This is a genomic window from Synechococcus sp. A18-25c (assembly GCF_014280035.1).
Classification (GTDB): domain Bacteria; phylum Cyanobacteriota; class Cyanobacteriia; order PCC-6307; family Cyanobiaceae; genus Synechococcus_C.
In genome coordinates, this window is record NZ_CP047957.1 from 1196543 (window position 1) to 1220716 (window position 24174).

The 24174-nt window shown below is 59.9% G+C and carries 24 protein-coding genes and 1 tRNA gene; 10 read left to right on the forward strand and 15 right to left on the reverse strand.

What is annotated here, in order from left to right; all coding sequences use genetic code 11:
* Positions 1-86: 86 nt before the first annotated feature.
* From SynA1825c_RS06685 to SynA1825c_RS06705, 5 genes are read right to left on the reverse strand one after another with little or no spacing between them, the layout of a single operon-like run.
* Positions 87-830: an amino acid ABC transporter ATP-binding protein gene (locus SynA1825c_RS06685; protein WP_186470843.1), complete on the reverse strand. Its 744-nt coding sequence runs from the start codon at positions 828-830 to the stop codon at positions 87-89.
* Positions 827-1867: an amino acid ABC transporter permease gene (locus SynA1825c_RS06690; protein ID WP_186470844.1), complete on the reverse strand. Its 1041-nt coding sequence runs from the start codon at positions 1865-1867 to the stop codon at positions 827-829. Before SynA1825c_RS06690 ends, SynA1825c_RS06685 begins: the two co-directional genes overlap by 4 nt.
* Positions 1867-2367 carry an HdeD family acid-resistance protein gene (locus SynA1825c_RS06695; RefSeq protein ID WP_186470845.1) on the reverse strand — a complete coding sequence of 167 codons (501 nt, stop codon included), beginning with the start codon at positions 2365-2367 and terminating at the stop codon, positions 1867-1869. Before SynA1825c_RS06695 ends, SynA1825c_RS06690 begins: the two co-directional genes overlap by 1 nt.
* 24 nt (positions 2368-2391) lie before the next feature.
* Positions 2392-3291: an ABC transporter permease subunit gene (locus SynA1825c_RS06700; protein ID WP_186470846.1), complete on the reverse strand. Its 900-nt coding sequence runs from the start codon at positions 3289-3291 to the stop codon at positions 2392-2394.
* Entirely contained in the window at positions 3288-4340 is a 1053-nt protein-coding gene (locus tag SynA1825c_RS06705) for an amino acid ABC transporter substrate-binding protein (protein ID WP_186470847.1), read from the reverse strand. Before SynA1825c_RS06705 ends, SynA1825c_RS06700 begins: the two co-directional genes overlap by 4 nt.
* Before the next feature lie 114 nt (positions 4341-4454).
* On the opposite strand from SynA1825c_RS06705, the gene SynA1825c_RS06710 reads away from it, so the two are divergent.
* Positions 4455-4778 carry a hypothetical protein gene (locus tag SynA1825c_RS06710; protein ID WP_186470848.1) on the forward strand — a complete coding sequence of 108 codons (324 nt, stop codon included), beginning with the start codon at positions 4455-4457 and terminating at the stop codon, positions 4776-4778.
* Positions 4779-4793: 15 nt separating this feature from the next.
* On the opposite strand, the gene SynA1825c_RS06715 is transcribed toward SynA1825c_RS06710, so the two are convergent.
* Both SynA1825c_RS06715 and SynA1825c_RS06720 read right to left on the reverse strand, forming a co-directional pair.
* Positions 4794-6386 carry a SulP family inorganic anion transporter gene (locus SynA1825c_RS06715; protein ID WP_186470849.1) on the reverse strand — a complete coding sequence of 531 codons (1593 nt, stop codon included), beginning with the start codon at positions 6384-6386 and terminating at the stop codon, positions 4794-4796.
* Positions 6387-6416: 30 nt separating this feature from the next.
* Positions 6417-7685: an FAD-binding oxidoreductase gene (locus tag SynA1825c_RS06720; protein ID WP_186470850.1), complete on the reverse strand. Its 1269-nt coding sequence runs from the start codon at positions 7683-7685 to the stop codon at positions 6417-6419.
* A gap of 53 nt (positions 7686-7738) precedes the next feature.
* On the opposite strand from SynA1825c_RS06720, the gene SynA1825c_RS06725 reads away from it, so the two are divergent.
* Both SynA1825c_RS06725 and SynA1825c_RS06730 read left to right on the forward strand, forming a co-directional pair.
* Complete coding sequence (locus tag SynA1825c_RS06725; protein WP_186470851.1) at positions 7739-8860, forward strand: sirohydrochlorin chelatase; 1122 nt, start codon at positions 7739-7741, stop codon at positions 8858-8860.
* Between the two features lie 394 nt (positions 8861-9254).
* On the forward strand, positions 9255-9509 hold the full coding sequence (locus SynA1825c_RS06730) for a DUF2811 domain-containing protein (protein WP_186470852.1): 255 nt from the start codon (positions 9255-9257) through the stop codon (positions 9507-9509).
* Here the strand turns inward: SynA1825c_RS06730 and SynA1825c_RS06735 are convergent.
* The 6 genes from SynA1825c_RS06735 to SynA1825c_RS06760 all read right to left on the reverse strand — a co-directional run bounded on the left by SynA1825c_RS06735 (position 9499) and on the right by SynA1825c_RS06760 (position 14155).
* Entirely contained in the window at positions 9499-11157 is a 1659-nt protein-coding gene (locus tag SynA1825c_RS06735) for a GMC oxidoreductase (RefSeq protein ID WP_186471070.1), read from the reverse strand. The genes SynA1825c_RS06730 and SynA1825c_RS06735 overlap by 11 nt on opposite strands.
* A 376-nt stretch (positions 11158-11533) precedes the next feature.
* Positions 11534-11610: transfer RNA gene (locus tag SynA1825c_RS06740), tRNA-Met, on the reverse strand.
* A 51-nt stretch (positions 11611-11661) separates the two neighbouring features.
* Entirely contained in the window at positions 11662-12633 is a 972-nt protein-coding gene (locus SynA1825c_RS06745) for an asparaginase (RefSeq protein ID WP_186470853.1), read from the reverse strand.
* A gap of 19 nt (positions 12634-12652) precedes the next feature.
* Entirely contained in the window at positions 12653-13147 is a 495-nt protein-coding gene (locus tag SynA1825c_RS06750) for a CGLD27 family protein (RefSeq protein WP_186471071.1), read from the reverse strand.
* A gap of 14 nt (positions 13148-13161) precedes the next feature.
* Positions 13162-13527 (reverse strand): ribosome silencing factor, encoded by a 366-nt coding sequence (gene rsfS / locus SynA1825c_RS06755; protein WP_186470854.1) that lies wholly within the window; start codon positions 13525-13527, stop codon positions 13162-13164.
* Complete coding sequence (locus SynA1825c_RS06760) at positions 13520-14155, reverse strand: DUF3318 domain-containing protein (protein ID WP_186470855.1); 636 nt, start codon at positions 14153-14155, stop codon at positions 13520-13522. Before SynA1825c_RS06760 ends, rsfS begins: the two co-directional genes overlap by 8 nt.
* A 122-nt stretch (positions 14156-14277) precedes the next feature.
* Here SynA1825c_RS06760 and carB point away from each other — a divergent pair, with 122 nt between their 5' ends.
* From carB to SynA1825c_RS06775, 3 genes are read left to right on the forward strand one after another with little or no spacing between them, the layout of a single operon-like run.
* Complete coding sequence (gene carB, locus SynA1825c_RS06765; RefSeq protein ID WP_186470856.1) at positions 14278-17601, forward strand: carbamoyl-phosphate synthase large subunit; 3324 nt, start codon at positions 14278-14280, stop codon at positions 17599-17601.
* 26 nt (positions 17602-17627) lie between these two features.
* Positions 17628-18296: a DUF3386 domain-containing protein gene (locus SynA1825c_RS06770; protein WP_186470857.1), complete on the forward strand. Its 669-nt coding sequence runs from the start codon at positions 17628-17630 to the stop codon at positions 18294-18296.
* Positions 18296-19666, forward strand: coding sequence for a sodium:alanine symporter family protein (locus tag SynA1825c_RS06775; RefSeq protein WP_186470858.1), 1371 nt, complete (start codon positions 18296-18298; stop codon positions 19664-19666). Before SynA1825c_RS06770 ends, SynA1825c_RS06775 begins: the two co-directional genes overlap by 1 nt.
* 125 nt (positions 19667-19791) lie before the next feature.
* Here SynA1825c_RS06775 and SynA1825c_RS06780 read toward each other — a convergent pair whose 3' ends face one another.
* Complete coding sequence (locus SynA1825c_RS06780; RefSeq protein ID WP_186470859.1) at positions 19792-20022, reverse strand: DUF6447 family protein; 231 nt, start codon at positions 20020-20022, stop codon at positions 19792-19794.
* Between the two features lie 35 nt (positions 20023-20057).
* Positions 20058-21800: an ABC transporter ATP-binding protein gene (locus SynA1825c_RS06785; RefSeq protein ID WP_186470860.1), complete on the reverse strand. Its 1743-nt coding sequence runs from the start codon at positions 21798-21800 to the stop codon at positions 20058-20060.
* A gap of 15 nt (positions 21801-21815) precedes the next feature.
* Here SynA1825c_RS06785 and SynA1825c_RS06790 point away from each other — a divergent pair, with 15 nt between their 5' ends.
* The 4 genes from SynA1825c_RS06790 to SynA1825c_RS06805 are packed head-to-tail and all read left to right on the forward strand — an operon-like array spanning position 21816 to position 24098.
* Positions 21816-22022: an RNA-binding S4 domain-containing protein gene (locus tag SynA1825c_RS06790; protein WP_370523200.1), complete on the forward strand. Its 207-nt coding sequence runs from the start codon at positions 21816-21818 to the stop codon at positions 22020-22022.
* Positions 22023-22081: 59 nt separating this feature from the next.
* The gene (gene tpiA, locus SynA1825c_RS06795) at positions 22082-22813 is read left to right on the forward strand and encodes a triose-phosphate isomerase (RefSeq protein WP_186470861.1); all 732 of its coding nucleotides are present in this window, start codon (positions 22082-22084) and stop codon (positions 22811-22813) included.
* 6 nt (positions 22814-22819) lie between these two features.
* The gene (gene folP, locus SynA1825c_RS06800; RefSeq protein WP_186470862.1) at positions 22820-23653 is read left to right on the forward strand and encodes a dihydropteroate synthase; all 834 of its coding nucleotides are present in this window, start codon (positions 22820-22822) and stop codon (positions 23651-23653) included.
* Positions 23654-23693: 40 nt separating this feature from the next.
* The gene (locus tag SynA1825c_RS06805) at positions 23694-24098 is read left to right on the forward strand and encodes a thiol-disulfide oxidoreductase DCC family protein (RefSeq protein WP_186470863.1); all 405 of its coding nucleotides are present in this window, start codon (positions 23694-23696) and stop codon (positions 24096-24098) included.
* The last annotated feature ends 76 nt before the right edge of the window (positions 24099-24174 follow it).

The following is a 24174-nucleotide window of genomic DNA, read 5'->3' on the forward strand; positions in this document are numbered from 1 at the left end:
TTGCGTCTTTCGAACGTTAGGAGCAGTGGAAAGGAGCGTCACGGCATCGTCGCGATGGATTGTTGAGGATTGAAGACGCGAGGCGCTCAATGGGCCATCTGATTGAGGAAGCGCCGGCTGCGTTCTTCCTTGGCTTGCGTGAAAAAGCTGTTGGCATCGCTGAGCTCGACTACACGGCCGGCATCCATGAACAACACCCGGTCGGCCACCTCACGGGCGAACCCCAATTCATGGGTCACGATCACCATCGTCATGCCATCGGATGCCAGCTGGCGCATCGCATCCAGCACTTCTTTGACGCGTTCCGGGTCGAGGGCGCTGGTCGGCTCATCAAACAGCATCAGCTCAGGGTCCATCGCTAGGGCTCTAGCGATCGCCACCCGTTGTTGTTGGCCACCACTGAGTTGCGCAGGGTATTTGTACGCCTGATCTGCAATTCCCATCTGCGCCAGCAGGCCATGAGCGCGCTCTTCGGCAGCGATTCGGGGCACCTGGTTCACCCGTCTTGGCGCGAGGGTGATGTTGTCGAGGATCGTCAGATGTGGGAAGAGATTGAACTGCTGAAACACCATGCCAACGCGCCGCCGGATGCGCCGGATCTGGCGTTCATCGTGCTCCGCATCCAGGCTCAGCCCTACCACCTCCAACTGTCCACCATCGATCGCCTCCAGACCGTTGAAGGTGCGGATCAAGGTGCTTTTGCCGGAACCCGATGGCCCCATCACCACCAGCACTTCGCCGTGCTCCACCTCAAGGGTCACGGCATCCAGGGCGCGTTGCCCGTGCTGGAAGCTCTTGGTGATGGAATCGGCGCGAACGGCGACAGTCATGAATGCTCGGCTGGGGTGGAGGGTGAGGCGGTCTTGACTTCCAGTTGTCTGGCCAGCAAGGCCATCACGCTGCAGATCAACCAATAGAGGCCGCCCAGCCAGACGTAAGTCTCCAAATACCGGCCGATGTATTCAGGGTTGGCCATCAAGCTGCGGCTGATGCCCAGCAGCTCGACGAGGCCCAGAATCGCCATCAGGCTGGTGTTTTGCAGCAGGCCGATGGCCTGGTTGGTCAGGGCAGGCACAGCGATGCGCAAGGCCTGGGGTAGCACCACCAATCGCTGGGTTTGCCATGGACTTAGGCCTAAGGCCTGTGCGGCTTCGGTCTGGGTGTGAGGAATGGCCTGGAGACCACCGCGCACGTCTTCTGCCACGTAGGCAGCTGCGAACAGGGCAAAAGCGATCACGGCACGCAGCACCCGGTTGATTTCGATCTCCACGGGTAAGAAGAGCGGCAACAGCAGCTGACCAAAGAACAGAACGGCAATCAATGGCACAGCCCGCAGGCCATCGATGTAAAGGCGGCTGAGTACACGGGGCAGTGCCAGATGACTGCGGCGTCCCAAGGCCAGAAGAATGCCCAGAGGAACTGCAACCAGACCGCTGGCACCGGTCAGCATCAGGGTGAGTGTGAGCCCTCCCCAGTCCCGAGAACTCACAGGCGGTAGGCCGAATCCACCTGAGAGCAGCAGCCAGCCGATCGGCAGCATCGCCAGCCATCCCAATGACAAGGTTTGGCCGCTGAACTTCCAGGGGGAATGAGCAACTGGTTGCAGCAGCGTGGCAACGGTGATCGCCCCAAGCAGCAGAAGCCAGAGCATGGGGCGCCAGCGCTGCTCAGCTGGGTAGCTGCCCACCGCAAAAAGGGGCAGGTTCTCGCTCACCACTGACCAGTCAGCGGCAGTGAACAGCCAGGCTCCTGTGGACCAGACCACCCAGGCAATCAGAACCAGGATCACCAAGCTGAGGGCTGTTTCCAGCGGATGACTCCTGGGTTGCCACAGGCGCCGGCGTCTGGCGTTTCGGCGTTGCGCCATCAGCTGCCGGATTGTTCAGCCGGAGCGCGGAACAAGTTCAGCGCAGATAGAAATAAGGCTGCACCAAAGAGGGTCCCGAGGGCCCACAGGCTGTCGGAAGGCCATTCCACGACCAGCAACACTCCGAACAGTGCCGTGAGGATTCCATCTACCACGATCAGTCCGGAAGCAGGGCCGGACGCCGTGGCTCCGGAGGCTAGTTCCATCACGCCTTCCACCAGCAGCAGCACCCCTGCGAACAGTGTGAGGCTGATTTCGCTATCGATCGGGTCGATCAGGATGAAGATCGAACCACCGATGTACAGCAGCGCAGACAGCACGCGGAACAGCTTTTCTTGAGCACCGTTGACGTCGCCGAGCCTCAGCAGCTGGCCCATGCCTGCTGCGAAAGCGATGCCGCCGATTCCGATCGTCAGCAGCGTGGCTGAGGCAAAGGGCAGCAGCAGTGCGGCCACTGCGGCGACGAGCAGCAGCACCGCTGCGATGCGTCGAGAGTTCATGGAGAGCGGGAAGGTGCGCGGATGTTACGTCCGTTGGCCTGGAACCATCACGATTCGGTTGAGGATCTGCATGCCTGCGTTGATCAGCAGGTTCAGCATCAGAAAACTGAGCAGCAGGATCAAAAAACCTTCGATGGCTCTCCCCGTCTGGGTGATGGCGGTGTCGCTGACGGCATACAGATCGGCATATCCCACCGCGATGGCCAGGGTGCTGTTCTTGGCGAGATTCAGATACTGACTGCCCAGGGCCGGAAGGATGGCCGGTAAGGCCTGGGGCAGCACCACCTTGCGCATGCCCACGCTCTCGCTCAGGCCCAGGCAGCGGAAGGCTTCCCATTGACCCGTCGGAACCGCATCCAGACCACCACGCACGATTTCGGCGATGGCCGACCCAGTGAATACGCTCAAACCAACGAGCACGGCGGCGAATTCCACGCTCAGGTTGAGCCCAAGGATGCCAATGCCCTGATTCGACAGACGGATCAGGGCTCCAAGGGGGGCCAGAGGTTCTGAGGGAAGGCCCAGGAAGGCCACGAAATACCAGAAGAGCAGCTGCAGCAACAGTGGGATCTGGCGGATCACACCCACATAGACCGCCGCGAGCCTGCGCAACAGTGGATGAAGGCTGCGCCGTGCTGCACCAGCGCTGACCCCTAGGACGGTGGCCAGCACCATGCTGCAGGCGATGACACGCAGGCTGTTCAGCCAGCCCATCACCAGAGCCCAGGCGGTGCTGTCGCCGGGTTGATAGGGCAGTGGGTGTTCGCCCAAAGCGAACCCTGCCGGGCGCCAGAGCCAGCGAAAACTGAGGCCGAGCCCTGTCCTAATCAGATTCACCGACAGGTTGTTCACCAGGATTCCCACTACGGTGAGCACCGCGATTGTCAGCAGAATCTGGAACCAGGTGGAGCGACGCAGCTTCATTGGAAGGGAGGGGCTGTCAACACACCGCCCTGGCTGGACAAATTGTTGAGACCGCGCGGAATCGGCACCACACTGTCGGGGCCGAGATGTCGGTTGTAGATCTCCCCGTAATTCCCTGTGCTGCGGATCACTTCCACCATGAAGTCGTCGGGGAGGCCGAGCTTGCTGCCCAGATTCCCTTCCACCCCGAGGAAACGCCTGACTCGGGTGAGATCAGGATTGTTGGTGGCCTCCTCCCGCTTCGCGTCCACATTGGCCTGAGTAATTTCCATCTCCTCCGCCGTGATCAGGCCAAACACCACCCAGCGCATGGCATCGGCAAGGCGTTGATCGCCTCCGGATGAGCAAGGAGCCAGGGGCTCCTTGCTCAGCACGTCGGGAAGAATCACATGATCGTCGGGACGTTCGAAGCCGGAGCGGGCCGAAGCCAGCTGGGATCGATCCGAGGTGAACGCGCGGCATCGACCCTGCAGGTAGCCCGCCACGACCTGATTCAGGTCTTGATATTTGATCGGGGTGTAAGGCAGTCCCCGCGCTTGAAAGGCATCGTTGAGGTTCTGCTCAGTGGTGGTGCCGGAGCCCACACAAATGGTCTGTCCACCCAGATCCTCAAGGCTGCGGATGCCGCTGTCGCGACGAACCAGGAGCCCCTGGCCGTCATGGAACACCACCGGAGCGAAGCTGACGCCATTGCCACCGGCCGCATCACGGCTGAGGTTGAAGGTGGTGTTGCGCGACAACAGATCGATTTCTCCGGTGCGCAGGGCGGTGAAGCGTTCCGGTGCCGTCAGCGGCCGGTACTGAACCTTGTCACCATCGCCGACGAACGCGGCAGCGAAGGCCTTGCACAGATCCACATCGAGCCCGGCGTAGCGTCCATCGCGTTGCAAAAAGCTGAATCCTGGGATCTTGCCGCTAATGCCGCAGCGCAGTTCTCCACGGTTGCGGATCTGGTCGAGACGTGAGGCGCCGCCTTCCCCAAGCGTCGCGCAACCACCGAGGGCGAGCACCGCGCTCAGCAGAGAGATCACCGGTCGTCGCGCTGTCATGACAGTGAACATCGAGCCGCAATCCTGTCAGAGCTTCGGACGGGTTGATGTCACTTTCTGCCGACGTTCTCGAAACTCTCTAAGTTCAGCTCATTGTTAATCAGTCGCACCGTAATGTTCCATCGCCTGCTGGGATCCATCCCCGCATTGGTGATGGCGATGGTGAGCATCTCAGCGCCTGTGTCTGCTTGGCAGGTGAGTGATCGCGAGGCTTACAACAACAAGATGGCGCTGCTCAGCGTGATCCTCGAAGGAGCCAAGCAACGAGCCGTTGAAACGGATGATCTGCAAACCCTGTGCCTGGTGATGAGCATCGGCAACGATGTCACCGAGCTGTATCTGCAGGAGCAGACGAGTGATCAGCAGATCCGCCAGCGCCTCAGTGGGATGCGTAACGATTTTTCCGCTTGTATCGGTTTGCTCGACAACAGCCGTTGAAGCCTCTGGAGAGACTTAGCCGTGAGCCCCCTCGGGCTGGCTGCCGATTCTTTCGAACAGATCCAGGCTCTCTTTGTTGAGACCAACTACCTCCACCTGCGATCCGCCCTGCTGAAGTTTGCGGATCAGTTGATTGAGGGCGCCGACGCCGCTTTGGTCCCAGATATGAGCACCGGACATGTCAATCGTGATCTGACCGGGGTGGTCATGCACGTCGAATCCCTGCATGAAATAGATCTTGCTGACGAAGAACAGCTGACCGGTCACCACGTAACGGCGCAGGTTGGGTGTGACATCCACCGCTTCCACGCGGATCACCTTGGCCACCTTGCGGCTGAACAGGATCCCTGCCAGGGCCACACCGGCGATCACGCCAAGGGCCAGGTTGTGGGGGGTGGTCAGCATGGTGACCGCGAAGGTCATCAGCATCACAGCCGTGTCGCTCTTGGGGATCGATCGAATCCGCTTCAGACCAGCGACATCGGCCGTGCTGACAGCGATGCTGATCATCACAGCCACCAGGGCCGCCATGGGAATTTGCTTCAGCAAGGGTTCAAACAGCAGGATCATCGCCAGCAGGCTGATGCCTGAAAACAGGGTCGAGAGGCGTGTGCGTCCACCGTTGTCGATGTTCATCACCGACTGACCCACCAAGGCACAGCCGGCCATGCCACCGAACAGTGACGACACGATGTTGGCGATGCCTTGACCCCGTGCCTCCACGTTTTTATTGGAATTGCTGTCGGTGCGGTCATCCAAGATGTCTTGGGTGAGGAAAGTTTCCATCAGTCCCACCAGTGAAATGGCCAAGGCTGTGGGCAACACGATGCCGAGGGTTTCCAGATTGAAGGGCACCTTCAGGTCTTCAGGTGAACCGAAGGGCCAGCTCGGTATCGGCAGTCCCCTGGGCAGATCACCGAGGCCACTGACGGTTGGGATTCCGTAGGTTTCCGCCAAATTGAAGACCATGGAGATTGTCGTCAGCACGACAATCGCCACCAGCTGAGACGGCACCACCCGCGTTAAACGGGGCAGGCCATAAATGATGACCAGACCCAGCAGAACCAGTCCCCAGATGATCGGGAGCTGCACTCCACTGAGGATCACCTCATGGGCATCACCAGCGGCTTTGGCTTCCCCGAAATGCAGATTGATCCCGAGTTCAGGCAATTGCGCTTGGAAAATCAGTAGGGCCAGCGCGTTCACGAATCCGCTCAACACACCCAGCGGCACAAAGCGCATCTGATAGGCCAGTCGCATCCAGCCCCAGAGGATCTGAAGGATGCCGGTCACGACGCCAGCCACCAGGAGATAGGTCAGTCCAAGGCCAGGACCGCGGGCCTCGCCGGTGGCCACCAGGCCCGTCATCAGAAGAGCCGTGGAGCCCGTGGCGGAGGTGATCATGGCCGACCGTCCACCCACAAAGGCGATGGTGATCGACAGCAGAAAGGCGCCGAACAGTCCAACCTCCGGTTCAACCCCGGCGATGCCAGAGAAGGCGATCGCCTCGGGAATCATGGCGAAGGCCACGACCAGGCCTGACAGCAGATCTTTGCTGGGATTGCCGAAACCGATGTTCAACTGTCTTGGCACGGATCCTGGGGCCATCAGGAATGCATTGATTGGTGGGACCGTACGTCAAAGCGGTGGCAGCTTCGCTTCGGGGTCCAGGTTCGATTTCAAATGACGCAGCTCCGGCAGCCAGCTGCCGAAGGCTTCGCTGAGCTCTTGTTGATGACCCCGTAGGTGGTCATGGAGCTGCGCGAGGTGCACTCCAGGACAGCTTGCGCGCAGATCATCATTGACGCGCTCCATCCAGGCGAGGCTGCGCCAGCGACCCTCCACATCACCCGGCGTCCAGCTCGCTGTGATCCACGGCTTCCACTGGGCATCCCGATGCACGAAGGCAGTGCGGTCCGGATCGATGCGTGCGGTGGCTCCTCCGAGTTGCTGGGCACTGATCCGGCAAGCCGGGTGTGGGCGTTGGCGCATGTGCCGCTCCAGCTGTTCAATCAGGGCTTCGGCTTGATCCGTCAAGACAGGCCCAAGACGCCCCAGAACCTCGCTATGAGAACGGGTGGCCCCGGAGGGTGCCGCATTGGTTGTTGTCTGCATTCCGTACTGGCCGAAGGCAGGCAGGTCCAACTGATCGCGGACTTGCTGCACCCCGCCGCCCGAGCAAGCTTTCAAAAAGGGATCCAGCGCTTGCAAACTTGGGCTAGGTGTTGATGGTGGACCGCAGTCCACGGCGTAGATCTCCAGCATCTCGCCCCAGGTCCATTGCAGGCTGCAGCTCTCGGGCCACTGTTCTGCCAAGGCGATGACGGCTGGCAATTCCGATGGGTTGATCCAACCCCTGCGCAGCCTCAGCTCGGAAACGGCATGGGTGCGCAGCCGCAGTTTGGTGACCACTGCGAGAAAGGGAGCTGCACCCAGTAGGCCCCGCCAAGCAGCTGCGTTTGAGGGTTCGAGCTGAGCTTGCTCGGCATTAAGCGTGAACGGCGCTCCTGATCCCCAAACCCCTTCCACCTTTGTGATGTGGTCGATCGCCAACCCTTGCGTTCGGCTGAGGGGACCCATGCCGCCAGTCAGCACAAAGCCGCTGCCGGGCAGGCCGGAGAGACCGATCGGGATGGCGCGATCGAAAGCCTGCAGCTGCCTCAGTAGTGCGGCCATGGAGAGGCCCGTACCGAATTCCACCTCCTGCGTTGCGTGGATGTAGCGGAACTGCTGATGGCGCCGCAGATCCAGCGTCCAGTGCTGATCAGCCGCGCAACGGCTTGATGTGCCTCCCGATCGCACCATTAGTGGAGTCCCACCCAGCGGTTGACGCATCAGTGGTGGCAATAGCTCTGGCCCGGGGCTCAGGCATCCGAGGGACTTGGCATCGCGGGCCTGCGGATTCATCGCTGCTGTTCCTTTCCAGCGCCGAATAAGTTCAAGGGAGAGGCATACCGGGTGTGGCGCTGCAGATCGATGGTCCTGATGCACCGAAGCATGGTGTTCTGATCTGTGGTCACGGCAGTCGCAATCGTCTGGCGGTCGAGGAGTTTGAGGGTCTGGCGGTTGGCCTCAAACAGCGGCTAACAGGGTTCCCGGTGGACTACGGATTCCTTGAATTCGCCCAGCCCATCCTGCGTGATGGTCTTGAGAATTTGCGAGCGCAGGGCGTGGAAAAAGTGCTGGCGATTCCCGCCATGCTTTTCGCGGCCGGGCATGCCAAGAACGACATTCCCTCGGTGCTCAACACCTACAGCGCTGAAACGGGTCTGAAGATTGAATACGGGCGCGAGCTGGGTGTCGATCGCCTGATGATCGCGGCTGCAGGGGCTCGCATCCGTGAGGCCTTGGCTCAGGCCCCGGAGGTGCCGCTGTCCGACACCTTGCTGGTGGTGGTTGGTCGGGGCTCCTCAGATCCTGATGCCAACTCCAACGTGTCCAAGGTGACGCGGATGTTGGTGGAGGGGTTCGGATTCGGCTGGGGTGAAACGGTCTATTCCGGTGTCACTTTCCCACTGGTGGAACCTGGGCTTCGCCACGTGGTGAAGCTGGGATTCAAGCGAATCGTGGTGTTCCCTTATTTCCTCTTTTCAGGGGTGCTCGTGAGCCGCATTCGTCAGCACACCGAACGGGTTGCTGACGATCATCCCGAGTTGGAATTCCTTCATGCGTCGTACTTGGGGGATCACGACCATGTCCTCGACACCTTTGTTGAACGGGTGCAAGAGGTGCTGGGCGGGGAAGCGGCGATGAACTGTTCTCTGTGCAAGTACCGAGCCCAGGTGCTGGGGTTTGAGCAGGAAGTTGGTCTGGAGCAGTCCAGTCACCATCACCACGTGGAGGGACTCACCGAGTCCTGTGATCTCTGCGAGCGGGAATGCACTGGGGCCTGTTCACCTGATGGGGTGCCAATTCCGCTCGGCGGCGGCCATCACCATCCCCATGACCACAGCCATGGGACGGATCACAGCCCTACCCACGATCACAGCCACGGTCATCATCCATACCCGCACGCTGAGCACCCCCTTGGTCCAGCCACCCTGCGCAATGTTCAGTCACAAGACAACACAACTCAGCCTTAAACCTGAAGCAATTGGGTGGTGTTGACGTGCTCAGGTGTCTCTATCTTGCGTGCGTCGCATGAGACTTTTTAAGATAAGCGTGACTAATCAAAAGTGCGTTTTGTGGAGAACCCAAGGCCTTTTCCACAGGTTTGCCAGGGTTTTCCACGGTTGATCGCCTGAATCCCTGTTCTCGCGTGTGCGCTTGTGGGTTTGCGATCTGGTGATATTTGCGACTTGACAGTGGGACGGACGTTTTCAATTTCGAGGTCATCGACCCATGTCACCCCACAAGCTTCCTGCGCTGAAGCGAGTCTCAAATGAGATGTGCATTTGGTCGCATCTGGAGCCTGCCTTTGACGAGCGCCATGGTTTTGTGGCTCCCTGTTGATGAACACGAGGCCCAACGCACTGGATGGATCGCAATCACCTCGAACGATGCATGGACTCCCAAGCGGTGCCTTCTACGGAGGTTGATGCGCCCTTTGTCAGCCTTGAAGCTGAAATTCCTGAGGTGCTGTATCGGGGCCTAAAAGACTTCATTGGGTCCAACCCCAACTGGGATCAATACCAGGTGATGAGCTCTGCGTTGGCGCAGTTCCTCTTCCAGAACGGCTGCTCGGACCGCTTTGTGACCGAGCGTTATCTCGACGACCTGTTCAGCCGCTAGCAGGCCTGACGGCGTCCTGACAGGCCCTTCGTGTGATCGCCATCATGGTCAGTGTCGGGCTCTGCCAGCCTGAGCTGGGCCAGCAGGCCCCATCCACCACCAGGACATTGGGACAGCGCCAGAGGCGATTCCAGCGGTCCACCACACTGGTGTCTTCGTGATTCCCCATCGCAGCTCCACCCACTTCGTGGATGTAGTACCCAGGGGGAGGCGCATCCTTCTGAACGGCCGCAGCACTCCGCACGATCGGCTCGACCAGGGGGAGATGCACCAGGTCGGCTAGCGACGCAGCTGTGCCCCCTGCCACAGCAATGCAGTCTTGGATCGTGCGCTGCATGTCGCGCACCATGGCGTGCTCGTTCTTGCCCCATCGGCAGCGAATCAAGGGCATGGGGATTCCGAGGGGATCGCATTGCTCTGAAAGGCGCACGTTGTTGCGCGCATCTGCCAAAACTTCCCCATGGCCGATGAGGAAACCCAGTCGGCGATCCGGATGGCGTTTGAGCCACCAGGGTGGGTCGAAGCGGTTGATCGCGCCCCACAGCCCGTAGCCCCGCAGAAAGGATGCGTTGGCGCGTCGTTCGGGTGCGTTCCCGAAGGGCAGGAAGAAACTGCCTGCCCCCGACAGGGTGGTGGTGGGGTCGCGCTGTTGCATCGCCTGCCGCCCCGTCTGACTGGCGATTGAGAAGAAGCGGCAGCAGGACACGTGGTCCATCAGCCCCTTGCCCAGCTGTCCGGAGGGATCGATGAATCCCCCTGGCCCGTTGTTCTGTTCTTCCGACTGCAGCAGCAGGCGAAGGCTGGCGATGGTGGAAGCGCAGACCACCACCAGCTCGCAGTCCAGACGTTGTCGCTCATGCGTTGCACGGTTCACCACCACGACCGACCGTGCTCGCTGCCGGCCTGGATGCAGTTCCAGCCTTTCGGCCACACAATTGCTGAGGATTTCGACATTCCCTGTGTCCAGCGCGCGACGCAGGCTGGAGCCATTGCTGCTCGATCGCGGCCAGGGTGTTGTGATTGAAGGCTGATGGGCTTCAAAGCCCCGGGAGTGGATCAAGGTCAGACCGCGTTCCCGATGCAAGGCGTCGCGGAACTGCGACTCCTCTGGCATCAAGGGCAGCGCAGGCTCCAGTTGTCCATCGGGAAGATGACTGAGGCCGTCGCGGTTTCCACGCACTTTCAGAAGCCGTTCGAGGGCGGTGTAGTGAGGATCCAGATCGTTGTGGTTGATCGGCCAGTTCTGGCCATATCCATCGTCATCGGCTGCCTTGAATTCGTAGTCCGATAGCCGAAGCGTGATGCCTCCCCAGGTGAGGCTGCGTCCTCCAACCTGTCGGCCCTGGGTCCACAGGAAGGGTTGATCCTCCGGCGTCTCATAAGGAAAAGCACGCTCATCGGCGTAGAGCGCAGGATTCTGTTTCCAATACCCCGGATGTTGGGCCTGGACGCGATGGCGTCCGCTGAGTAACCCCTCCGCACGGCGAAGGCTGTTGGCGGGTTCACCTCCCAAGGCCTCCATCGCAGACATGTCTGGTCCTGCCTCCACCACCAGCACCCTCACGCCGGCTTCGGCCAAGGTCATCGCGGCAACACCACCGGTTGCTCCCGAGCCGATCACGATCGCTTCAAAGGGATGCAGAGGCACGGCAGCAGCAACAACCACCCGATAGTTTCCGATGTGACCGGAAGCACGTCCTTGGCGTGTCTGGATCAAAGGTCCGACAATGTTGCCGAGGGCCGTGAATGTCCTCCGAGTCGTGCAATCAATCCTCAGATCCTGTTGCCATCGCTTGACACGAAGATTTCAACAACCGTTAATCGCAGATGGTGGGTGATTGAGTGTGATTTAAGGACTCACGATTGCCGTTTGATCCAATAGTGTCAGCGCAGATGCACCGAGCGATTTGATAAGAACCTGTCGTCAACGTTGCTGCACTGACAGCGAACTCTCGGTCTTGTTCTTGATCGCGATTGAGAAATTTGGCAACAAAAAAGCTCCACCAAAGTGGAGCCTTTTGATTTGGTGGCGGGGGGGAGATTTGAACTCCCGACCTTCGGGTTATGAGCCCGACGAGCTACCAGACTGCTCTACCCCGCGTCGGCTCTTAAATCATACAACTCTGCGGTCCGTCAGGCCACCAGCTCTGGGTCAAGAGCGCAGCTCACCCTCCACGTTGAGTTGGACGCCCGGATTGAGCATCAGCAACTCTTCTTCCAACTCCTCCAACCCGCCAGGGGTCATCCAATCGAGCTGGCGAAGCAGGTGCAAGGCCACGGCTTGCTTCGCGCGGCGCGCACCGTCTTCCACTTTGATGGCCACGCCCAGCCCTTCGCCCGTACGGCTTAGGCACTGAATGCCTTCTGCGCCGCCCTTGCTGATCACCTGTCGATGCGAACGACGCATCAACTCTGTGTCGAAGCGACCATCACCAGCCACCAGTTCGGGGTGGGTCAGCATCGCTCGACTGATTTGTTCCAGCTCGGCATGGGCTGATGATCCGAGATGAGCAAAGAGCAGCGCCATCTGAGCAAGTTCAAGACGCAGGGTTGGAGCGCCGCAGTCATCACGCTCTGCCACCAGTTCCTCCTGAGGGAGCCCCAAAAGCTCTGCCACACGACGGTTCACTTCCTGCTGAACGGGATGATCGCCCTGCAGGTAGCTGTCAAGAGGCCAGCCCATTTTGCGGGCGGTCACTAAAAAGCCGGCATGCTTCCCAGAGCAATTGTGTTCCAGCGGACTGGTGCGACCGGCTGGCACCGGACAGCGCAGCATTTCAGTTTCAAGCTCTGCATTCCAGAGCATCCGAAACGCTTCGCGGGCGTGGGTGGGGGTGCCCGCATGAGAGGCGCAGCTAATGGCGATTCCACGCTCTCCGCAACTAAAGGCTTCAGAGGCTCCACTGCTGATCAGTGGCAGTGCCTGGAACGGTTTCAGCGCGGATCGAATGAAGGTTTCAAAGTCGGGCTGCCCGGCTCGCATCAACACGCGGCCGCGGCTGTCGCACACCACGGCGTGCACACGGTGGGTCGATTCGATCGACGAACCACGCCTGAGATGCACCTCGAGAGGTGGTGAACTCACAGCCCGGGCCGAACCGCGGTAACCGGATGGGATCGACATGCCCGCTTGCTGTTCAGGTTCACAGAGCCTGACAGATGCTCGCCCCACCCAGCATGAGCCCCGTCACCAGCGCCATGGCACGGCCAAGACGCCCAAGAATGGGCCGAACCTCATGCTGGGCCAGCAACAGATCTCGTTCTCGCCACGCCAGGGGTTTTTCCCAAATTTGACCGTCGTACCAACCTGATTCTTCGTACTCCACTTGTTCGGAGAGAAGGCGCTTGTGCACATACGTCCATCCAAGCCACTGCCTGGTGAGCAGCAACATGGGCAACACAAGTGCGGCAACGCCGCCGGCAATTAGGAGGCGAACCGGGTCATGACGCAAGGTCCAGCTGCCGCTGGCGACGAGCACGGTGAGCGGTGAGATCAGCAGCCAACTGATCAGTAGAGCGCGGTCGAGGGACACCTGTGCTGTGCACGGCCAGGCGAAAAACCAGGAACTGCAGAGCTGGGCGTATTCCTCTTGGGGTCGCTGCTCAGGTGGCACCGGGCAGGCGATGCTCGCTTCCATGCCGGGGTTCACGCTTAAGCATCGGCTGTGCTTGAGGCTAAGTAGGGACGGCGTTCGCCGTGACTCCAGAAGGCTTCCAAGTCGTAAAAGCGGCGTTCTTCGGGCATCAGCACGTGAACAATCAGCTCGCCGTAATCGAGGAGTGCCCAGCGCCCTTCGTTGAGGCCTTCCTTGCGGAGAGGAAGGCGTTGCATCTCCTGCTCAATCCGATCTTCGACCGATCGGGCGATGGCCTTCACTTGCACATCACTCTGTCCGCCGGCGATCACCATCCAGTCAGCCAGGCTCGACACTTCATCCACGCGGATGAGTTGAATGTCGACGGCTTTGCGGTCATCGCAGGCATCAGCTGCGAGCTCCGCAAGCTGCTCACTATCCATAAACGTTTTCGCTGGTGACGGACTGTCGGGAACCCTGCTGCTGAGCCATTTCAGCTCGGGCCTTCCCAGCACTCTTGCGCAACGCCTCGAGTCGATCTTCGTAGTAACCACGTTTTTTCTTTTTACGCGTTTTCTCCACGAGGTCTTTGAGGGCGCCTCCGAGGCTCTTGTAAGCATTGGGGACGCTGTATCCGAATCGGCAGGCCAGGTCGATGGCGCGTTCGTCTGCTGCGATGGCATCGCGAAGACGCTTTTCCGAATTGTTTTTCAGGTAAAGCCGGTAGCCAGCGAAGCCCGAAAGCCCCAGAGCCATCATCAACAGCAGTCCGTCTTGAACCCACAGTTCACCGATCGCTCCGCCAAGGCCGATGGCCAGAGCAGCCATCTCCCAGCCATCCCGAGGAATGGTGTCGTTCTGGATTCGACCGACCTCGTGCCAGAAGAGAAGGTTGCGATGGTCCAGCGCAAGGCTGTCCCAAGAATCGAGATCCACCTGGATCTCCACTTCATCCCGCCCGATCTCCTCCAGTGTGATCAAAGAAGGATCCACAGCTGCGGCCGCCTCGACGAACACCCAGCTCTGCATTTCGGGGGGCAGCAACCCTTTCAGGCGCTGGAGTTCGCTCATGGCTGTCATCACGCTCCTCACCCTTAACGCTAGCGACTGACCGGCACTTGCTGTGCAAATAACGCTGTCTCTTACGGAGGCTGCGTGGGAGACTGAAATTGTTTGGCCGCAAAGAGAAGCCCATGCCACGGCGGAACGATCTTCGTCGCATCCTTCTGCTGGGTTCGGGGCCGATCGTGATCGGACAGGCCTGCGAGTTCGATTACTCGGGCACCCAGGCCTGTAAAGCACTTCGCGCCGAGGGCTACGAAGTGATCCTGGTGAATTCCAATCCGGCGTCGATCATGACCGATCCGGACATGGCGGATCGCACCTACGTGGAACCGCTCACGCCTGAAGTGGTGGCTCGGGTGATCGAGACGGAACGTCCGGATGCGCTGCTGCCCACCATGGGTGGTCAGACGGCACTGAATTTGGCGGTTGCCCTGGCTGAAAACGGCACCCTGGAGCGCTTTGGGGTTGAGCTGATCGGTGCGGATCTTCAGGCCATCCGCAAAGCCGAGGATCGACTGCTGTTCAAGCAGGCCATGGAGCGCATCGGCGTGAAAGTCTGCCCCTCAGGCATCGCTTCGTCCTTGGAGGAAGCCGAAGCGGTGGGCGCTGCCATTGCGTCCTTTCCGCGCATCATCCGACCGGCGTTCACGCTGGGCGGCAGCGGCGGTGGCATCGCGTACAACCCTGAGGAGTACGCCGCGATTTGCAAAAGCGGTCTTGATGCCAGTCCCGTCTCTCAGATTCTGATTGAAAAGTCTCTGCTGGGCTGGAAGGAATTTGAGCTGGAGGTGATGCGTGATCTGGCGGACAACGTTGTGATTGTCTGCAGCATCGAAAACCTGGACCCCATGGGGGTTCACACCGGGGATTCGATCACGGTGGCTCCGGCCCAGACCCTTACCGACCGTGAATATCAGCGCCTGAGGGATCAGTCGATCGCCATCATCCGCGAGATCGGTGTGGCCACCGGCGGCAGCAACATTCAGTTCGCCATCAACCCCGCCGATGGTGAGGTGGTGGTGATCGAGATGAATCCCCGGGTGAGTCGCTCGTCGGCCCTGGCCAGCAAAGCGACAGGCTTCCCCATTGCCAAGATCGCCGCCCGTTTGGCTGTCGGTTACACGCTCGACGAAATTCTCAACGACATCACCGGTAAGACCCCGGCCTGCTTCGAGCCCACGATCGACTACGTCGTCACCAAGATCCCCCGATTCGCCTTTGAGAAATTCCGTGGATCTCCCGCGGTGCTCACAACGGCGATGAAATCGGTGGGTGAAGCGATGGCCATTGGTCGCTGTTTCGAGGAGTCGTTTCAGAAAGCGCTTCGTTCTCTGGAAACGGGTCTTTCCGGTTGGGGCGGCGATCGCGATGAACCCGTTTTCACAGATGCTGAACTGGAGCGTTCGTTGCGGACGCCCTCTCCGGATCGGATCCTTTCCGTGCGCGCAGCGATGTTGGCCGGCCGTAGTGATCAGCAGATCCATGCCCTCAGCCGAATTGATCCCTGGTTCCTGGCGAAGTTACGGCTGTTAATCGATGCAGAAACTGAGCTGCTGAAGGGGCGTGTACTAGCTGACCTCAGCAGCGATGACTTCCTCCGTCTCAAGCAGCTGGGCTACTCCGATCGTCAGATCGCCTGGTTTACGGAGGCTGATGAGCTCGCGGTGCGCTCGGCACGCCAATCTTTGGACGTCCGCCCAGTGTTCAAAACCGTCGACACCTGTGCGGCTGAATTCGCATCAACAACGCCTTATCACTACTCCACTTACGAGCGGCCGGCAGCACGCCTGGATGCATCCGGTGCGCTGGTGTCCCTGCCCACGGCCACTGAGGTCTCGCTGGAATTAAAGCGCAAGCTGATGATCCTTGGTGGTGGTCCGAATCGGATTGGACAGGGCATTGAGTTCGACTACTGCTGCTGTCATGCGTCGTTCTCTGCGCAGGATCTTGGTTTTGCCACCGTGATGGTCAACAGCAACCCTGAGACCGTTTCCACCGATTACGACAGCAGCGACAGGCTGTATTTCGAGCCCCTCACGTTTGAGGATGTTCTGAATGTGATTGAGGCGGAACGCCCGGATGGCGTGATCGTGCAGTTCGGTGGCCAGACCCCGCTCAAGCTGGCCATGCCGCTGCTGCGTTGGCTGCAATCTGCGGAGGGGCAGGCCACAGGAACCCGCATTTGGGGAACATCACCGGAATCGATCGATCGCGCAGAAGACCGGGAACAGTTCGAAGCGATCCTGCGCGAGCTTGAGATCCGTCAGCCCCGCAATGGCCTGGCCCGCAGTGAGGCAGAAGCCTTGGCGGTGGCTGAATCCGTTGGGTATCCCGTTGTGGTGCGGCCGTCTTACGTGCTGGGTGGTCGCGCCATGGAAGTGGTCTACGACGAAGCGGAACTCAATCGCTACATGCGTGAAGCCGTGCAGGTGGAACCCGACCATCCTGTGCTGATTGATCAGTACCTGCAGAACGCCATTGAGGTGGATGTGGATGCACTTTGCGATCGCGATGGAGTGGTGGTCATTGGCGGCTTGATGGAGCACATCGAACCAGCGGGAATTCATTCCGGGGACTCCGCATGCTGTCTGCCGTCGATCTCCCTGGGCGATGAGGCTCTGGCCACCATCCGGTCCTGGGCGCGGGACTTGGCTCTGCGTCTGAAGGTTCAGGGCTTGATCAATCTTCAGTTCGCGGTTCAGCGCACCGAATCTGGTGAAGAACGCGTCTTCATCATCGAAGCAAATCCCCGTGCTTCTCGCACTGTTCCTTTCGTGGCCAAGGCCACCGGTGTGCCGCTGGCGCGGGTTGCCACCCGTCTGATGGCTGGTGAAACGCTGGCTGATGTGGGCGTCACGGAAGAGCCAAGGCCACCGCTGCAGGCTGTCAAAGAAGCTGTGCTTCCCTTCCGCCGTTTCCCGGGTGCTGATTCATTGCTGGGACCTGAAATGCGTTCCACTGGTGAGGTGATGGGATGGGCTCCTCAGTTCGGCATGGCTTACGCCAAGGCCGAGCAGGCTGCTGGTGATGCGCTCCCAACCCAGGGAACGGTGTTCTTGTCCACTCACAACCGTGATAAGCCCGCTCTGGTTCCTGTGGCGAAGCGACTGCTCGATCTGGGTTTTTCGCTGACAGCCACGTCAGGGACCGCTTCCACGTTGCATGAAGCCGGTCTGGCCGTCGAGCCTGTGTTGAAGGTGCATGAGGGGCGTCCAAACATTGAGGATCAGATCCGTTCAGGCGACGTGCAGCTGGTGATCAACACGCCCATAGGACGCCAGGCTGCCCACGACGACCGTTATCTGCGTCGCGCAGCGCTGGATTACTCCGTGCCCACCCTCACCACGCTGGCGGGAGCGCGTTCAGCGGTGCAGGCCATCGAGGCCCTTCAGTCCCAGACGTTTGGAATCCATGCTTTGCAAGATGTTCATGATCAGGTGCAGGCCCGGTAAGGTCGCGGAAGCTTGCGCGTCTTCCCGTGACCGTCTCCAGCCCTTCAACCATTGCCGCAGGCAGCGACTGCCGCGATGCCTTTCGTGCCGCCTATGAAAACCGCTACACCTGGGATCCCGGGTTTGGTGGCTACAAGGGTCGCTGCATCTGGCAGCAGGGCGAGCGGACTGTGGAAGGTCGATTCCAGGTTGGTGCTGATCTGAAGGCCAGTGTCGAGGGCATTGAAGATGCCGAGGTTGAAAAGGCCGTGGCCTCACAGCTTTGGGAAGTGGCCATCCACCGTGTGCGTCGTCCCTTTGAGCAAGTGCATGGCGAGAACACTTTCACGGCTGGCAACAGCACTGCCGAAGGCCTGGAAGTGTTGATCGGCGGCAAGGGGGAAGGCGACCGCTATCGCATCAAGGATGACGTGGTGACCATGGTTCACCGTCATATCCACGGCACGGTAGTGACGATTCACACCGGCAGCACCACGGATACCGGCGCTGGTTATTTGAGCCGCGACTACACCAGTCAGTATTCGGATCCCGCAACAGGTGAGGCCAAGGGACCTGCCAATTCCTTTGAAGACACCTTTGTTGCTCTGGGTGATCAGGGCCGCTGGGTGTTGGAGCGTCGTGCCATCCAGACCAAGGATGCCGATGGCAACGACAGTGTTCAGGTGTTCCAGTTCATCGATCTGGAGGCGTTGTGATGATTGTTTTTGCTCAATCCCCTTCGGGCCTGGATCGTCTGGTCACGTCCATCAATGGTCCCATCAACGCCTTCGCATGGGGTTGGCCCACGATCGGGTTGATTTCCTTTACCGGCGTTCTGCTGATGGTCGGTCTGGGATTCATGCCGATTCTGCGTCTGCCGTATGGCGTGCGCATGATGTTCTCCAGTCCTGAAAAGGCCGATGAGGGCGATATCACCCCCTTCCAGGCCCTTATGACGTCTTTGGCGGCAACCGTGGGCACCGGCAATATCGCCGGGGTGGCCTCAGCAATCGCCATCGGTGGACCCGGTGCTGTGTTCTGGATGTGGTTGATCGCATTCTTTGGCATCGCAACCAAGTACGCCGAGGCGGTGCTCGCCGTCCACTACCGCGAGGTGGATGAATTGGGCAACCACGTCGGCGGACCGATGTATTACATCCGCAATGGTCTTGGCCCTCGCTGGATGTGGCTCGCTGGCCTGTTTGCCCTTTTCGGCATGCTCGCCGGGTTCGGGATCGGCAATGGCGTCCAGTGTTTTGAAGTGTCGAGTGCTCTGCTGACCTTCGGCATTCCCCGTGCCTACACGGCTGTTGTTCTCGGCGTTCTGGTGTTTGCCGTGATCGTCGGTGGTGTGCGTCGAATTTCCGAGGTCGCCTCGGCAGTCGTGCCATTCATGGCCATTGCCTATGTTCTGGCTTGTCTGATCATCCTGTTGACCAATATCAGCGCTTTGCCCGAAGCCTTCGGCAGCATCTTCACCAATGCCTTCACGGGGAAAGCGGCAGCGACTGGCACCCTGACCCAAGTGATCCTGATGGGCTTTAAACGGGGAATTTTCTCCAATGAAGCTGGTCTAGGCAGTGCTCCCATCGCCCACGCTGCGGCCAGAACCAACGACCCTGTCCGTCAAGGCACGGTGGCCATGCTGGGCACGTTCATCGACACCTTGATCATTTGCACTCTCACCGCTTTGGTGATTTTGGTGAGCGGAGCCATGGATGGCGTTCTCTCCGGCTCTGACTTATCGATCGCCGCCTTCAACCAGGCCTTGAACGGATCCGGTTTGGTGGTGACGTTGGGACTGCTGATCTTTGCATTCACCACAGTGCTGGGCTGGAGTTTCTACGGCGAGCGCTGCACCGAATATCTGTTCGGTGTTCGCGCCATCCTTCCGTTCCGCATGGTTTGGGTGGTCGTGGTCGTGGTCGGTTGTCTTGTGGGCGACCGTGGTGTCGTCTGGGGTGTTGCTGACACACTTAACGGATTGATGGCGATTCCCAACTTGATTGCCTTATTGCTGCTGTCTGGAACGGTGTTCCAACTCAGCCGCAGTTATTTCAGCCGCTCGGTTGAAACCGCTGACTGAGACACACCGGATTGAGAAACCTCAGGCTGTGTGTTGGGGACTGCTCAACTCTCAACCACGAAAAAGCCCCCGCGTCAGCGGAGGCTTTTTTTGCGACACGCCTGTGCCGTTGAAGCGGATGACGATCAGCCGTTGTCGGGCAGGGGGGTGACGTTCTTGAGCCGTTCGTTTAGCTGCATGGCCAGTGATTGACGTCCTACGGCCAACACTTTGAGGGTGTCTTCGTGCATTCTCAATTGAGCGTCGGCAACCTGCATGCCACGAACCAGCTCTTTCAGTTCGTCAGGCAGGGCATTGAGGTCGTAGCGCTTGCCTTCGAAGGTGAGCACAGGGTTTTCCGTAGGAGTGGCAGTCATGAAAAGCGGCTGAAATTGCCTGATTCCAACGCAACTTAGCCGCGTCCATCGCGAATCATCTGACGTTCACACAGATCGCGATAGCGACCATTGCTCGCCATCAGCTGATCATGGGTTCCCTCTTCACTGATGCGGCCCTGATCCAAAACAACAATCTGGTCAGCCTCCTGAACCGTCGCCAGGCGATGAGCGATCACCAACACCGTGCGTCCATGCATGGCCTGGCGTAGCCCCAGCTGAACGGCCGCCTCAGCTTCGGCATCGAGGGCACTAGTGGCTTCATCAAGCAGCAGAACAGCAGGGTTGCCGAGCACAGCCCGTGCAATGGCAATCCGTTGCAGCTGGCCGCCGGACACGTTCGTGCCTCGCTCCTCAAGTTGGGTGTCATACCCCTTGGGCAACGCCATGATGAAGTCGTGGGCATTGGCCAGACGGGCGGCTTCGGTCAGCTGTTGGTGGCTGGCTTCGCGGCCAAAGAGGATTGCGTCGGCGATGCTGCCTGAAAACACGGTGGTGCGCTGAGGCACAAGCGCCACCTGCTTGCGCAATTCGCGTGCTTTCACTTGCGACAGGTTGGCACCATCCAGTTCAATCTCACCCGACTGTGCCGTGTTGAAGCGCAGCAGCAGCGAGAACAGGGTGCTCTTGCCGGCTCCCGAGGGGCCGACCAGGGCCACCACTTGCCCTGCGTGAATGCTGAGGTTGATGTCGTTCAGCACCGGCTCACCGTCGCCATAGGCAAAGTTGACCTCCCGCAGGTTCAGGTGACCTGCCGGGCGTCCGATCGGAATGGCAGGGTTTGGGTCGGCTGCTTCCTGGGGTTGGCGTTCGATCTGGCGGAGACGCCGTAACGACGCTTGGCCCTGCTGAAACTCGTTGAAGTTATTGGTGACGTGAGCGATGGGATCAATCAGCACCACCAACCCGGTGAGATAGCTGCTTAATCCGGCAATGCTTAGGTCATTGCTCTGAATCCTCCAGGCGGCTAGTCCCAGGACGGAGAAGAGGCCGACTACCTCGATCATTCCCACAACAGGGTGCTGCAGGGCGACCAGGCTGTACGTGCGGTGTCGCGCTTTCCTGTGCTGATCGATCTCCTCTTCGAAGCGGCCTTGCAGCCATGGCTCGGCAGCGAAGGCGCGCACCAGGGGGAGTCCTTCAATGGCTTCGCCCAGAAGGCCGGCCAGTTCACTCACCTTCTTCTGACTGCGTTCGGTGGCGGTCATCACCCGTGCGCCGAACATGCTGATCAGCCAGATGATCAGAGGGGCGAGCAACAGAATCGACGCCGTGAGTTTCCAGTCGAGCCAGAGCATGTAGCCCAGCACGGCGAACAGCTGCAGCACGCTGGGCAACGTGTCGTGCACCGACTTGTAGAGCACTTCACTCACCCGATCCGCATCCTCGGTCAGGCGGTAGGTGAGATCGCCTGCAGAGAGTTTCTCCAAAGCCCCCAGTTCCACGGTCTGGAGCTTGCTGAACAGGTCACTGCGCAGGGTTTTGCTCACTTGCAGTGCAGGTCCGGCCAGCAGTGAGTCCTGGCCGAACTGAGCCAGTTTCTGCACAGCAAAGATCAGCACCCCCTGTCCGATCAGGCTGAGCACGCGTCCGAGATCCCGGGAACCGAGGGCTGGGAACAGGTCACCGGCGAGGTTGAGCAGCAGCAGGAAGCTGCTGACGTACACGAGCATGCAGATCAGCCCGACCACCAGTTGACGCAGGTGTGGACGGAGCAGGGGCAGAAGCCTGCGGAATCCTGCTTCGGACGGTTTCAGCATCGCGTCACACTATCAATGGTCTTCCTCGCTGTTCCCTCGATGCGTCTTGATCAGTTCCTGAAATGGAAAGGCTGGGTCGGGACAGGCGGTGAGGCCAAGATGCGCATCCAAGCAGGTGAAGTGGTGGTGAATGATTGCGTCATCACCCAGCGTGGTCGTCAGCTTCATGTGGGTGATCATGTGTCGATGGGCACCGATCAGGCCATCGTCACCGACATCTGAATCAGATTTCCCGCGCTGGAACGTAAGTTGGCTGCTGCTGAACTGCAGAGGACGCAAGAGTGCGCAAACCGGTGATCGCTGGAAACTGGAAGATGCACATGACTTGTGCCCAGACCCGAGATTGGTTGAGCACCTTTCTTCCACTGATCGCCAACACCTCTGACGATCGCCATGTGGTGGTGGCACCCCCGTTCACGGCGATAAGCACCATGGCGGAAGCGAGTTCAGGGTCGCGGGTCGAGATTGCTAGTCAGAACGTGCATTGGGAGGGCCAGGGGGCCTACACCGCTGAGATTTCACCATCGATGCTCGAAGAGCACGGGGTGCGTTACGCGATCGTCGGTCATAGCGAACCACGCAAGTACTTCAGCGAAAGCGACGAACAGATCAATCACCGGGCGCGTTCGGCTCAGGCCAACGGGCTGATCCCAATCGTTTGCGTCGGTGAAAGTGATGAACAGCGCAGCCGCGGCGAAGCCGAACGTGTGATCCGTCGTCAGGTGGAGCAGGGACTGGAAGGTCTTGATCCCAGCCATCTGGTCGTGGCCTACGAACCCATCTGGGCCATCGGAACAGGCAAGACCTGTGAATCCGCCGAGGCCAATCGCATCTGTGGCCTGATCCGCAGCTGGGTGGGGGCTCCTGACCTCGTCATCCAGTACGGCGGCTCCGTGAAGCCAGCCAACATCGATGAGCTCATGGGGATGAGCGACATCGATGGTGTGCTGGTGGGCGGCGCTTCGCTAGATCCAGAAAGCTTCGCTCGCATCGCGAACTACCAAGCCGCCTGATCCGGGATGCGACGTCCGGTTTGCTGGGACGAACGTTCGGCCGTGATGGGGGTGATCAATCTCACTCCGGATTCCTTTAGTGACGGCGGTCGTTTCAACCGGCTTGATCTCGCCCTCAGAGAGGCCTCAAAGCAGGTGTCCGCTGGGGCGGATGTGCTGGATCTCGGGGCTCAGAGCACCCGACCTGGAGCTGAGGAGGTGGGTGCTGAAGAAGAGCTCCGACGCCTGCTCCCTTCTCTGGGTGCGATTCGATCAGCCCATCCCGAGCTGATCATTTCCGTTGATACCTTTCTGGCTCCGGTGGCGGAGGCTGCTTTGGCAGCCGGTGCTGACTGGATCAATGATGTCAGTGGTGGCCGGCGGGACCCCGCGATGGTTGCACTGGTGGCGGACGCTGGATGCCCCTACGTGCTGATGCACAGCAGGGGAGACAGCAGCACGATGGATGCATGCACGGATTACGGCGATCGCGGAGTGGTGGCCGGTGTGCTCAGTGAGCTCCGCCGCAGCACGGATCGTGCTTTGGCTGCCGGTTTACGGCGGGAGCAACTGATCTGGGATCCAGGCCTTGGCTTCGCCAAGTCCAACGACCAGAATCTGGAGCTCCTTTGCCGGTTGGAAGAGCTGCAACAGGATGGCATTCCTCTTTTGCTCGGTCCTTCCCGAAAGCGATTCATCGGAGCTGTGCTTGATGAGCCTCGAGCTCGGGCCAGGATCTGGGGAACTGCGGCCGTCTGTGCCAGGGCTGTCGAGGCAGGTGTGCAGGTGTTGCGCGTGCACGATGTTGGGCCGATGAGCCAGGTGGTCAGGATGGCCGCAGCAGTCAAGCGGACCGCATGAGCGAACTGGCTAGAACTGACTCCGTTGCTGACCCTGCTGCATGAGCACGAGCCCGGAGCTCACTCTCCTCTACGACGGAGGTTGCCCTCTCTGCGTCCGTGAAGTGACGTTCTTGAGTCGCCGTGACCGTCAGGGAACCATCCATTTCGTGGATGTTGATGCACAGGATTACCGGCCTGAGGACTGGTCAGGCATTACGTATCGACAGGCTATGGCCAAGATCCATGCCATTCAGGCCGATGGCACTGTGCTCACCGATGTGGCGGTGTTTCGTGAGGCTTATCGCTTGATCGGCCTTGGCTGGATCTATGCACCAACGACTTGGCCCGTGCTGGGCGCGGTCGTGAACGCGGCCTATGCCGTCTGGGCGCGTTTCCGACTCAGGGTGACAGGGCGTCAGCCTCTGGATCAGCTCTGTGAACAGCGCTGTGAGCGTTCACTCTGAGTTGGACCAAGCCTTGATCGAAGCCGTACCGAAAAGGCCGGTGAGCCATCACCGGCCTTGAGATGGCGAACCGACG